This window comes from Bacillus cereus group sp. MYBK95-2 (assembly GCF_051915225.1).
Classification (GTDB): Bacteria; Bacillota; Bacilli; order Bacillales; family Bacillaceae_G; genus Bacillus_A; species Bacillus_A cereus.
On record NZ_JBQAEH010000002.1, the window covers coordinates 585,541 to 598,624 of the forward strand.

A 13,084-nucleotide genomic window follows, 5' to 3' on the forward strand; every position below is an offset into this window, starting at 1 on the left:
GGATTACAACATAACCATAGTGTTTTGATGTGTAATCTTGTTTTTTATTTTTGTTAACTGATAGAAAATAGTATAAAGAAAAGAAAATGGGATTCATTTTCTTATTATATATGTTTTGATATGAACGTTAACTTATACATGATTTTAAAAATTAGATAGGTGGTAGAAATACATTGGCAACTACAAAACCATACAGAGTATTACTATATTACATGTACACAACAATTGAAAACCCAGAAGAATTCGCGGCAGAGCATTTAGAATTTTGTAATTCACTTGAATTAAAAGGAAGAATTCTTGTAGCGAAAGAAGGTATTAACGGAACTTGTTCTGGAACTGTAGAACAAACAGAGAAATACATGGAAGCAATGAACAATGATCCACGTTTTGACGGTATCGTATTTAAAATAGATGAAGCTGATGGTCATGCATTCAAGAAAATGCACGTGCGTCCTCGTCCAGAGTTAGTTACACTTCGTCTAGAAGATGACATTAACCCACACGAAATAACTGGGAAGTATTTAGAGCCAAAAGATTTTTATGAAGCAATGAAACAAGAAGATACAGTTATCATTGATGCACGAAATGATTATGAGTTTGATTTAGGTCACTTCAAAGGTGCGATTAAACCTGATATCGAATCATTCCGTGAATTACCAGATTGGATTCGTGAAAATAAAGAAGTACTTGAAGGTAAAAAGATTTTAACTTATTGTACAGGCGGAATTCGTTGTGAGAAGTTTTCTGGTTGGTTAGTTCGTGAAGGCTATGAAGATGTAAGTCAGCTTCACGGCGGAATTGTAACGTACGGAAAAGACCCAGAGGTACAAGGTGAGCTTTGGGATGGACAATGTTACGTGTTCGATGAGCGTATTGCTGTACCAGTAAACCAAAAAGAACATGTTATCGTTGGTAAAGACCACTTTACAGGTGAACCTTGTGAGCGCTATGTAAACTGTTCAAATCCAGAATGTAATAAGAAAATTTTATGTTCTGAAGAAAACGAAGCGAAATATTTACGTGCATGTTCTCATGAATGTCGTGTAAGTCCACGTAACCGCTACGTAATACAACATGAATTAACGGAAGAGCAAGTAGCTGCTGCATTAGAGCAAATCGAAGCAGGGAAGTAAACTGAATTCGTATAATAAAAGGGGTACTCCAAGTTTTATTTTGGAGCACCCTTTTTTTATTATCCGGTCCTGTCATTTGTCGGTAAGTCGATATATTAAAAAAATCGCTGATATATTTCGAGTTGCGCCGATATAATCGGAAAATCGCTCATAAAAATTTCACTTAATGCAGCGCGCCAAGAATTTGAAAATAACCTTTTTTAATTTTTATCTTCTTTCTCTTTAACGGCAGAAAGTACAGTTTGTTTTACCCAAGCTTTTCTTCGTTTATGCTGTAGACCCCATTGGTATAAACTTTGGGCTCCTAAAATAAGTGAAATGACAATGCCGCTAATCGCAATTAATAGAGCGAAAAATTCAAGAGGTGACGATATTTTGTTTGAATCGGTGTTTCTTAAAAGGTCAATCATAGTAAACCCTAACATTTGGCCCACTACAGAGTAGAGCGTTAAAATTAATAATAAGAGGCTATCTTTTTTAGAGGCGACATTTTCTTGATATTTAAACAAACTATCAAGATTTTGTTTCGCGTTCGAGTATAGAACCTCAATATTAAAAAGTTTTCTTAAACGAAAGAAAATATCTTCACTTTGTGATTGGGATACTAATTCTAAAGAAAAATAATTAGCAGTGAACGAATTGATCGAATAAATTAATTTCTCTATTTCATTAGTATCTTGTTCAATGTTTAGCTCAGCATAGGCGTTAGCCATTTTTAATAAAACAATTTTATGGAATAGGTTTAATAATAAAGCGTAATAAAATTCTCCGTACATTTGACTAGCAAGTTTAGCGATTTTACGTTCTCCTTCATTTGTTACACATGTAAAAATATGTTCTTCCATTATGAAATAACGATTTGGAGCCCATCTCTGGTAAGCGTGTTTTTTTAAATAGTCATGAATGTAAGGAAGGTTATTTGCGCTCACATATGGCTTACCATCACTTGTTAATCCGGAAAGACTAGAAGTACGATAAACATCCACTTCATTAAGCTCCATACCTTCTTTTAGTGACAATAAAGTTTGGACGTACATTCTTTGGTCTTCGAAGAAAGGGAAGGTTTGAAAGTATGAACTTCTTAATCTCTTCTTTTCAAAGAAATCAGTTACACCATGAAATAAATAACCAAAAATGAATTTTTCAACTTGGGAATACTTTTTTCCGTTACATTCAATACAAATAGTCTCATTTGTATCATTTTTAGTTTCAAGTACACGGAAGCGAGCAGCGAATTCGATTGCTTCAGATAAAGTCATGTTTGGAGCAGTGTTTACTTCTGTTCGAATTGTTAAGAAGCCAAGTTCATAAGGACAAAGTGTGACATCAATAGAGTGTATCTTGAATGGAATTGAAATAAGGTTTGTTGTTAAATGTCCAGTTAAGTTAAGGTCCTTTGAATAACGTTGCAAGCCCTTTTGATGCTCTGAGTGAGGAAAGAGAATTTTATTTGTAAATGAAAGATAGTATGCTTCCATATTTTGATGTGAAACTTTAAACTCCCCATAATATGTATTTTCATCATCGAGATGATCGAGCCGAAAAGGACGAAAATCGTTTTTTTGTAAGAAAGGGAACATCTCTTGTTCATATCCAGCTTTAAACGAAAACGGGAATATAAATTGAAATATAGCTGTTGCTACACCTTTTTCCTCAATTGATTGTATTGCCTCCATCTACATTGTGTCCTTTCCATATATGCTATAGAAACAACATGCCCAAATTTATTTGAAAATAACCACTCTTTTATACTCAATTGAGAGTGAAAATTCAGCTTATTTAGCAGGGAACATGTATAATGTTATGTATACTAAAAGTTATAAAATTGTATTTTGAAAAGGGGGATGCTGTATGCGGATTTTAGTATTAGGCGCTGGTGGAGTCGGAGGATTTTTTGGTGGCAGATTAGTCGAGAAGGGAGAAGATGTCACGTTTCTTGTTCGTAGTAAACGGAAAAAACAATTAGAGGAAAGAGGACTTGTAATCCGAAGTGTTAACGGGGATTTTTCCTTCCGACCGAAATTAATAACGAAAGAAGAGCGAACTTCTCCATTTGATGTTATTTTATTTTCAACAAAAGCGTATCACTTAAACGAGGCAATTCAAGATTTGAAGCCGTTTGTTGGCGAAAATACTGTAATCATTCCATTGTTAAATGGTATCGCTCATTTATCGCTATTACAAAAAGAATTCGGCGAAGAAAAAGTAATTGGCGGTTTATGCTTTATCGAGACGACGTTAAACGATCAAGGAGAAATTGTACAAACCAGCGCTGCCAACAGACTTGTGTTTGGAGAAATTAAGTCTCAAAATTCAGAGAGAGTAAAGCATATTTCTAAAGCATTTTCAGGTACGAAATCTAGTTTTGTTTTAAGTGAAAATATTACGCAAGATATGTGGCATAAATATTTATTTATTACTGTAATGTCAGGTGTGACAACGTTAATGCGTGCACCAATTGGACCAATCCGTGAAAGTGAAGGCGGCCGTGATTTTATCCGTAATGTGTTTGAGGAATCTGTACAAATCATGAGAGTATTAGGAGCTCCAGTAAAGGCTAATATTGCCCAGGAACATATGAAAACGATTGATAAAATTTCGTATGATATGAAGTCATCAATGCAACGTGATATGGAAAAGGGTTCGTTTATTGAAGGGAAGCACTTGCAAGGATATTTACTGGATGTAGCAGAGAAATTTTCTATAGCGGCACCATTATTAGAATCTATATATCAAAATTTAAAGGTGTATGAAGAGATGACCTTTAACAAATCTGTAATAGAATTAGATGTATGAAAAAATAAAAAAGATAGCAATATATAAGTGTATTGCTATCTTTTTTATTTTTTTGTATGACAAATTATTTATTTCTTTTCGTTCTATCTGTCAAATTTATTTCCTGTTCACGTTTACCATATAACTGATTAATTTCATTTGCTACTGCATCTAAATATGAATCGGAAAAAATAGGCTTCTTTTCTTTAGACATATGGGTCTCCTTTGCGGATTTTTAATATTCATTATGTATATTTCTCAGCGGATTATGCGCAATCATTTTAATTTTTTTCTTATTAAAAATTTTTGTTTACTTTTTGAAAATAAAGGAGTATTATAATCCACAGTTTCAATTTTCTAAATCGCTGAAACCGCATGGTACGGGGGACCCGTTTTTACGGATTAGTACATAATCCGATGGGGTGAATCCTTGAAAAAGGTAGGGCTACTCATAGGCCCGAATCCGACAGCTAACCTCGTAAGCGTTATATTGAGAAGGAAGGTGGAGCTTGTGCGACAAAAAAAATAATGTCTACAAGTCTATTTCGCTATGGCTTGTAGACATTTTTTGTTTTCTGAAGAAATCGTTTACTGGCTGTAACAAGCAGAAAAGTTCGTACAAAATTATTGGAGAGTGGACAGCATTGGTTTCATCTATTAAAAGATTTTTAATTGGAAGACCGTTAAAATCAACAGAGCTTGGAGAACAAAAGCTTAATAAAACGAAAGCTTTAGCTATTTTATCTTCTGACGCATTGTCATCAGTTGCTTACGGTCCAGAACAAATTTTAATTGCTTTAGCAGGTGTGGGAGCGATCGCTTATTGGTATTCCATTCCGATCGCTGTTGGGGTATTAGTATTATTGACAGCCCTTATTTTATCTTATCGTCAAATTATTTTTGCTTATCCGCATGGCGGGGGAGCGTATGTTGTATCAAAAGAAAATTTAGGGATGAATCCAGGCTTAATTGCTGGAGGATCTTTATTAGTCGACTATATTTTAACTGTTGCGGTAAGTGTATCTGCAGGTACAGATGCGCTAACATCTGCTTTTCCTAGTTTACATGCACATAATGTAATCATTGCGATTATATTTGTTATATTTATTACGATCTTAAATTTAAGAGGAGTAACGGAATCAGCTTCTGTTTTAGCATATCCTGTTTATTTATTTGTTTTAGCCCTATTTATATTAATTGGTGTAGGCATATATAATATTTTGACTGGTCACGTTTCACCAACTTTACACACGCCGATCGGAACGCCGGTTGCGGGTATTAGTTTGTTTTTACTGTTAAGAGCATTTGCATCAGGTAGTTCTGCTTTAACAGGTGTTGAAGCAATTTCAAACGCAATTCCGAACTTTAAAGATCCTGCGCCAAACAATGCTGCAAAAACATTGCTTGCAATGGGTGCATTACTTGCTGTGTTATTTTCAGGAATTGTATTTTTAGCTTATTATTACGGAGTGACGCCGAGTAAAGAAGTAACAGTTGTTTCTCAAATTGCTGAACAAACATTTGGACGTAATTTCATGTACTATTTCATACAAGGTACAACAGCTTTAATATTAATTCTCGCAGCTAATACAGGCTATTCTGCATTTCCTTTATTAGCGGTTAACCTCGCAAAAGATAAATTCATACCGAGAATGTTTACGATTAGAGGAGACCGTCTAGGTTACTCAAACGGTATTATAATACTTGGAGTTGCTTCGATTATTTTAATTGTAGCTTTCCAAGGACAAACAGAACATTTAATTCCGTTATATGCAGTAGGGGTATTTATTCCATTTACACTTTCTCAAACAGGGATGGTATTAAAGTGGCTTCGCGAAAAACCTGAAGGATGGGTTTTAAAATTAACGGTTAATTTAATTGGTGCAGTTATTAGTTTTATCGTAATGAGCATGTTCTTTTTAACTAAATTTGCACAAGTTTGGTCGATTCTTATTTTCTTACCTGCTATTATCTTCTTGTTTCATCGAATTAAGAAGCATTATGATGCAGTGGGTGATCAATTAAGTTTAAAAACTTGTGAACCTCTTATTCCAATTGAGGGGAATGTAATTGTCGTTCCTGTAGCAGGTATGACGCATGTAGTAGAAAATTCATTGAACTATGCGAAATCTCTTTCTGCAGATCAAGTTATCGCTGTATATGTTGCTTTTGACAGAGAAGAGGAAAAGAAATTTGAAGAGAAATGGAAGGTGTGGCAACCTGAAGTAAGGCTTGTTACATTACATTCTCATTATAGAAGTATTATTCAGCCGTTAACGAAGTTCATTGATACAGTGCAATATAAGGCAAGTGAATCGAATTACCGCGTTACGGTCGTTATACCACAGTTCATTCCGAAAAAAGGTTGGCATAACATTCTTCATAATCAATCCAGTTTACTCATACGTGCGTATTTACTTTATAAAAGAAATGTTGTTATTACGACAGTTCCATATCATTTGAAAAAATAAGAAGATTTTTGAAGGATAGCTTCGTGAAAATGAAGCTATCCTTTTTGTGTATATGCTATGCATAATTGCATATGAGTTTAAAAATTATATCTATATAATTTTATCGGTTATTTGCAAGTAGTGTTTTCTGTTGTGATATGTAGATATTTCAATCAATAAAGTGAATCGGATTATATTTTGAAATAAGGACATGAAAGCTTGAAAATAAAGGGAATGAAAATACTTCTTTACGTTATATAAACAGCTGTGTTTAAATGACCTTACAGTACAAAACATATATGAAAACAAAACGAAATTTCATATTTACGTATGTTGTTTAGTTTAAAATGAATAATATTTTTATGTAATATATTCACTGTGTGAATGTGGGAATTTCGATGAAATAGAAAATTTATACAATATTATTCATACTAAACACATATGAAAAGTTTTATAACAATAAGTAAGTACTGTAGCAATAACAGTTGGGAGAGATGGTTCATACATAGATCACGGTGAGAACGTTCTCTATTTTAACCATCTCAAATTATGGGCAAGAAAATCGAATAATAAAATGCGATAGTAATAGTTGCTAATACATAGGAGGAGTTAAAGTGAAAAAGACTTTAATTACAGGGTTATTGGTTACAGCAGTATCTACGAGTTGCTTCATTCCTGTAAGCGCTTACGCTAAGGAGGGACAAACGGAAGTGAAAACAGTATATGCGCAAAATGTAATTGCTCCAAATACATTATCTAATTCAATTAGAATGTTAGGATCACAATCACCGCTTATTCAAGCATACGGATTAATTATTTTGCAACAGCCAGACATTAAGGTAAATGCGATGAGTAGCTTAACGAATCATCAAAAGTTTGCAAAGGCGAATGTACGAGAATGGATTGATGAATATAATCCGAAGCTAATTGACTTAAATCAAGAAATGATGAGATACAGCACTAGATTTAATAGCTATTATAGTAAGCTCTATGAACTAGCAGGAAACGTAAATGAAGATCAGCAAGCAAAAGCAGATTTTATGAGTGCATATGGAAAATTACAATTGCAAGTACAAAGCATCCAAGAGAGTATGGAGCAAGATTTATTAGAGTTAAATCGATTTAAAACAGTATTAGACAAAGATAGTAACAACTTATCAATTAAAGCCGATGAAGCAATAAAAACACTGCAAGGATCAAGTGGAGATATTGTGAAATTAAGAGAAGATATTAAAAGAATTCAAGGGGAAATTCAAGCTGAACTAACTACTATTTTGAATAGACCTCAAGAAATTATTAAAGGTTCTATTAATATCGGTAAACAAGTATTTACAATCACAAATCAAACTGCACAAACGAAAACAATCGATTTTGTTTCTATCGGTACTTTAAGTAATGAAATTGTAAATGCTGCAGATAGTCAAACGAGAGAAGCAGCTCTTCGCATTCAACAAAAGCAAAAAGAGTTATTACCACTTATTCAAAAGTTATCACAAACTGAAGCAGAGGCGACTCAAATTACATTCGTTGAAGATCAAGTAAATAGCTTTACAGAATTAATTGATCGTCAAATTACAACTTTAGAAACGTTATTAACGGATTGGAAAGTTTTAAATAATAATATGATTCAAATTCAAACAAATGTTGAAGAAGGTACGTATACAGACAGTAGTTTACTTCAAAAACATTTCAATCAAATTAAAAAAGTAAGTGATGAAATGAATAAGCAAACAAATCAATTTGAAGATTACGTTACAAACGTTGAAGTACATTAAACAGAAAAATAATTAGCGATATAGGGAGAGAAGAAAAATGACAAAAAAACCTTATAAAGTAATGGCTCTATCAGCACTGATGGCAGTATTTGCAGCAGGAAATATTATGCCGGCTCATACGTATGCAGCTGAAAGTACAGTGAAACAAGCTCCAGTTCATGCGGTAGCAAAAGCTTATAATGACTATGAAGAATACTCATTAGGACCAGAAGGCTTGAAAGATGCAATGGAAAGAACAGGTTCAAATGCTTTAGTAATGGATCTGTACGCTTTAACAATTATTAAACAAGGTAATGTTAACTTTGGAAATGTATCGTCTGTTGATGCGGCTTTAAAAGGGAAAGTAATTCAGCACCAAGATACAGCTAGAGGAAATGCGAAGCAATGGTTAGATGTATTAAAACCACAGCTTATTTCAACGAATCAAAATATCATTAACTACAATACGAAATTCCAAAACTATTATGATACTTTAGTTGCTGCAGTTGATGCAAAGGATAAAGCGACTCTTACGAAAGGCTTAACTAGATTATCAAGTAGTATTAATGAAAATAAAGCGCAAGTGGATCAGTTAGTAGAAGACTTGAAGAAATTCCGAAATAAAATGACTTCGGATACGCAAAACTTCAAGGGTGATGCAAATCAAATTACATCTATATTAGCTAGTCAAGATGCAGGAATTCCGCTTCTGCAAAATCAAATTACAACGTACAATGAAGCGATTAGTAAATATAATGCAATTATTATCGGTTCATCTGTTGCGACAGCTCTAGGACCAATTGCAATTATCGGTGGTGCAGTAGTTATTGCTACGGGCGCAGGAACACCGCTAGGAGTAGCATTAATTGCAGGTGGTGCAGCAGCTGTAGGCGGTGGTACAGCTGGAATCGTATTAGCGAAGAAAGAGCTTGATAATGCACAAGCAGAAATTCAAAAGATAACAGGACAAGTTACAACTGCGCAATTAGAAGTAGCAGGATTAACGAACATTAAAACACAAACAGAGTATTTAACAAATACAATTGATACTGCAATTACAGCGTTACAAAATATTTCAAACCAATGGTACACAATGGGATCAAAATACAATTCTTTACTTCAAAATGTAGATTCTATTAGTCCAAACGACCTAGTTTTCATTAAAGAAGATTTAAACATTGCGAAAGATAGCTGGAAAAACATTAAAGACTATGCAGAAAAGATTTATGCTGAAGATATTAAAGTAGTAGATACGAAAAAAGCATAATCGAATACGAATCGTTAGAGCGTTAAGTGTTGATGAATGATTTGAAGCTCCTGTTCAGTTGTGAGCAGGAGCTTTTGATATCCTTATAAAGAGAATAGGTGAAAAATATGCAGAAACGATTTTATAAAAAATGTCTTTTAGCGGTAATGATTGCTGGGGTGGCAACGAGTAACGTATTTCCTTTACATCCTTTTGCAGCAGAACAAAATGTAAAGGTGCTACAAGAAAATGTGAAAAACTATTCTCTTGGACCAGCTGGATTCCAAGAAGTAATGGCACAAACAACATCAAGTATATTTGCAATGGATTCATATGCAAAATTAATTCAAAATCAACAAGAGACGGATTTAAGTAAAATAAGTTCGATTAATAGTGAATTTAAAGGGAATATGATTCAGCATCAAAGAGATGCAAAAGTTAATGCAGCATATTGGTTAAATAATATGAAGCCTCAAATTATGAAAACAGATCAAAATATTATAAATTACAATAATACTTTTCAATCGTATTATAATGACATGTTAATAGCGATTGATCAAAAGGATAGCGGAAAATTAAAAGCGGATTTAGAAAAGTTGTATGCAGATATTGTAAAGAATCAAAATGAGGTAGATGGATTATTAGGAAATTTGAAAGCTTTTCGCAATAGAATGGCGAAAGATACAAATAGTTTCAAAGAAGATACAAATCAGTTAACAGCGATATTGGCAAGTACGAATGCTGGTATTCCAGCTCTAGAGCAACAAATAAATACATATAACGATTCGATTAAAAAGAGTAATGATATGGTCATTGCTGGTGGCGTACTTTGTGTAGCATTAATAACATGTCTTGCTGGCGGGCCAATGATCGCGGTTGCGAAAAAAGATATCGCAAATGCAGAAAGAGAAATCGCTAATTTAAAAGATAGAATTTCAGGAGCGCAAGCAGAAGTCTTAATTTTGACTGATGTAAAAAATAAAACAACAAACATGACAGAAACAATTGATGCAGCAATTACAGCACTACAAAACATATCAAATCAATGGTATACAGTAGGTGCAAAATATAATAATTTACTACAAAACGTAAAAGGAATTAGTCCGGAAGAGTTTACGTTTATAAAAGAAGATTTACATACAGCGAAAGATAGCTGGAAAGATGTAAAAGATTATACAGAAAAATTACATGAAGGCGTGGCGAAGTAAACAGTGGACTAGTTCTGCTGTTTATTTTTTTATCTTGTTTTTTTGTAAGGGTTGAACTTGCAATTATATATAAGTTTGTCATGTATTTTTATATTTTTTATAAATTCTAAAAGGACATTCCCTATTGTTGGTATGATAGACAGAAACTGTTTTTTTAGAACAGGAGACAATAAATAGGGAAAATAACATTAGGATTATTAGTTATATTTCTACTTATATTTATGTACATGTCTTTAGTAGGAGATGAGAATAAGGGTTCCTTAACTCCTAATCTGATTTCAAAGGAAAAATATTTAGAAATTGATTCTGTTGCTGGAGGTACATTTAGAGATTATGGTCAAGAAGCAGAAGCAGTGTTTGAAAAACTAAGTAGTCAGAAAAATGTTGAAACAAAAAAGATTTTTTGAGGAAGAAATTTTTGAAGAATCATTATAGACTTTTACTTTATTAGTATTAACTGAAACTTATTCACTTAATTTCCTATCAGAAATTATAAAGTGAAAACAGAACATGAAATACGCAAAAAATATCACAGGGCAGATCCTCAAAATATTTCAAAATCCACCCTGTGATCATATACTCATTTACAAGTGAAAATAATTAATACCCTAAAATATCTACTTCAGCTGCTGAAGCAAATCCATTCTGTCCTTTCGTTACTTCCACTTTTACATACTTTGCAGTAACTGGGGTAAATGTTGCCGTTTTCTTATCACTATTATTTTCCCATGTTCCTGATGATATTTTGTCATACGTAATGCCATCTACACTCGTATAAATATTGTAAGTTAAAATACGGCCATTTTCTGACCAATCTTGCCTTGGAAGATATGCCAATTGTGAAATGGTACGTGTATCACCAAGTTCTAGTGTCAAATTGTAAGGATATTGATTTGGTGTCCAAGTACTATGCCAAAATGTATCTGTTTTTCCATCTATCGCCTTACTAGCTGAGCCCGTTGATTCCTCACTATTTGCACTTGCCTTCATTATTTTTTTTGACAATACAGCAAGTGGTTTAACAGGTTTAGCATCCGTCGCTTCCCATATAGGTGCAATTAATGTTGGATTGTTTAAAGCTTCTACTTTTTGTCTCGTTTCTTGTGTTGCTTTCAATCCCCATTTATCAAAGAATGGCAGTACATTTTGTTTTGCTATTTTCGATGTATTGTAAATAAATGCCTGTATTTTATCCTCGTCTGTTTTGGGAAGTTGATCCTCTGGTATCTCACGATATAATTTGTGGAGATTTGGATAAAAATCATCCCCATATGCCAAATGAAGTTGCCAAAGCATAACAAGTTTTACAAACAGGTCGTCAATATTTTTATATTCCTTATTTGTTTGTTTTAAATACGCAAAAGCTCTATTATAATCTCCCTCTGTATCTAAACGTGTTGGTATATTTGGGTATATTTTCTTGAATGCAGCTAAAGAATATAGATTATTAGTTACTTCACCCATACCTCTTAAATCATTCCACGTCCATGGATATTGTTGTCGTGCATGTCCCGCTTCATGCATTTGTCCCCACCCAAACTCATTGACATTTAAAGTACTTTTGATAGCTTCACCAGCAGTCGTAAAGACGGCTCCATCCCAACTTGCATACATGCCCCAACTTTGTGCGTTAGGATTTTCTACAAAGGCCCAAATACGACGAGTTGAACGATGTAAAGGATTAGGATCTGTTTCAGATAGCCCTGCTAACTTGTCTTGCGCTCGAATCATTTCATCATATTTATTTAATAGGGGCACAGGATCTTGATTTACAATATATTTATTGGCACTATCACGAGTTACAGTTAGCACCGCTCGTTCTGATTTCAATTGTACTGCATGTGCATTTGGATAGTTGTTCATCATGGCAATCCAGTCTGCTTTTGTGTGTTTCCCTAATACAAAGAAAGGAATAGGGCTACCGCCTTGCGTTACTTGCACCTTAACTGTTCCTGTGCTTTGAAAATTATCTAACCCTAATACGCCGCCGTTTGGTGAAGAGATGGTATTAGAGCCAGGTGAAAGATCAATTTCTTTTCCCCATTCTTTATCATATTGATGTGTCCCAATAATGGCTCTAATCTTTTGCGTTCCTGATACTGTAATTGTAACCTGTTCATTAGGTTTCACATATATGCCTGTTGGCATATAATTTTTTTGCTCACTTCTTTTTTCTCTTTTTGCTTCATCCCAAAAACTTCCTGTACCTGGAAGGTCAAACTCTCTTTGTTCAAATTGAGTTGCAGTTTGTGCAGTTTCAGCATGTACATCTAAATTGTTTGACATAATAGGTGTAAATAACGTGGTTGCTAAAATAGCAGATGTTGCAAACACCTTTATAGTTTTTTGTAATCTACAATTCTTTCTTCTGTTCATATAGATCAGTCCCTTCGTTAAAATTCATTATTACTTACATACGAAATATCAGTTTTTTCACTAATGCCGAAAGTGGATTTTTTAAATTCACACTTATAAAAAAATGTTGATGATATTTTTAGATGAGTAAAAAAAAGCATAG

At 33.6% G+C, this 13,084-nt stretch carries 10 protein-coding genes and 1 riboswitch; of the genes, 7 read left to right on the top strand and 3 right to left on the bottom strand.

Features of this window, described 5'->3' with window-relative positions:
* Positions 1–173 precede the first annotated feature (173 nt).
* Positions 174–1,133 (top strand): oxygen-dependent tRNA uridine(34) hydroxylase TrhO, encoded by a 960-nt coding sequence (trhO, locus tag ACTFN4_RS10005; protein WP_000246231.1) that lies wholly within the window; start codon positions 174–176, stop codon positions 1,131–1,133.
* 200 nt (positions 1,134–1,333) lie between these two features.
* Here trhO and ACTFN4_RS10010 read toward each other — a convergent pair whose 3' ends face one another.
* A complete protein-coding gene (locus tag ACTFN4_RS10010) occupies positions 1,334–2,809 on the bottom strand; it encodes a hypothetical protein (RefSeq protein ID WP_025710134.1) in 1,476 nt (491 codons plus the stop codon).
* A 175-nt stretch (positions 2,810–2,984) separates the two neighbouring features.
* Between ACTFN4_RS10010 and panE the strand changes: the two genes are divergently transcribed.
* Positions 2,985–3,929 carry a 2-dehydropantoate 2-reductase gene (gene panE / locus ACTFN4_RS10015; protein WP_001221912.1) on the top strand — a complete coding sequence of 315 codons (945 nt, stop codon included), beginning with the start codon at positions 2,985–2,987 and terminating at the stop codon, positions 3,927–3,929.
* Between the two features lie 64 nt (positions 3,930–3,993).
* Here the strand turns inward: panE and ACTFN4_RS10020 are convergent, their stop codons facing one another.
* Positions 3,994–4,122, bottom strand: coding sequence for a hypothetical protein (locus ACTFN4_RS10020; protein WP_000031873.1), 129 nt, complete (start codon positions 4,120–4,122; stop codon positions 3,994–3,996).
* Between the two features lie 139 nt (positions 4,123–4,261).
* A riboswitch (cyclic di-AMP (ydaO/yuaA leader) is annotated at positions 4,262–4,408 on the top strand.
* Positions 4,409–4,552: 144 nt separating this feature from the next.
* On the opposite strand from ACTFN4_RS10020, the gene ACTFN4_RS10025 reads away from it, so the two are divergent.
* The 5 genes from ACTFN4_RS10025 (at position 4,553) to ACTFN4_RS10045 (ending at position 10,973) form a co-directional block, all read left to right on the top strand.
* On the top strand, positions 4,553–6,379 hold the full coding sequence (locus tag ACTFN4_RS10025; protein ID WP_000254901.1) for an APC family permease: 1,827 nt from the start codon (positions 4,553–4,555) through the stop codon (positions 6,377–6,379).
* A 593-nt stretch (positions 6,380–6,972) separates the two neighbouring features.
* On the top strand, positions 6,973–8,133 hold the full coding sequence (gene nheA / locus ACTFN4_RS10030; RefSeq protein ID WP_000751828.1) for a non-hemolytic enterotoxin NHE subunit A: 1,161 nt from the start codon (positions 6,973–6,975) through the stop codon (positions 8,131–8,133).
* Positions 8,134–8,170: 37 nt separating this feature from the next.
* A complete protein-coding gene (gene nheB, locus ACTFN4_RS10035; RefSeq protein WP_000162968.1) occupies positions 8,171–9,379 on the top strand; it encodes a non-hemolytic enterotoxin NHE subunit B in 1,209 nt (402 codons plus the stop codon).
* Positions 9,380–9,486: 107 nt separating this feature from the next.
* Positions 9,487–10,566: a non-hemolytic enterotoxin NHE subunit C gene (gene nheC / locus ACTFN4_RS10040; protein ID WP_001171998.1), complete on the top strand. Its 1,080-nt coding sequence runs from the start codon at positions 9,487–9,489 to the stop codon at positions 10,564–10,566.
* Between the two features lie 227 nt (positions 10,567–10,793).
* A complete protein-coding gene (locus ACTFN4_RS10045) occupies positions 10,794–10,973 on the top strand; it encodes a hypothetical protein (protein ID WP_000060529.1) in 180 nt (59 codons plus the stop codon).
* A gap of 193 nt (positions 10,974–11,166) precedes the next feature.
* On the opposite strand, the gene ACTFN4_RS10050 is transcribed toward ACTFN4_RS10045, so the two are convergent.
* Complete coding sequence (locus ACTFN4_RS10050) at positions 11,167–12,942, bottom strand: M60 family metallopeptidase (RefSeq protein ID WP_001081793.1); 1,776 nt, start codon at positions 12,940–12,942, stop codon at positions 11,167–11,169.
* Between the last annotated feature and the right edge of the window lie 142 nt (positions 12,943–13,084).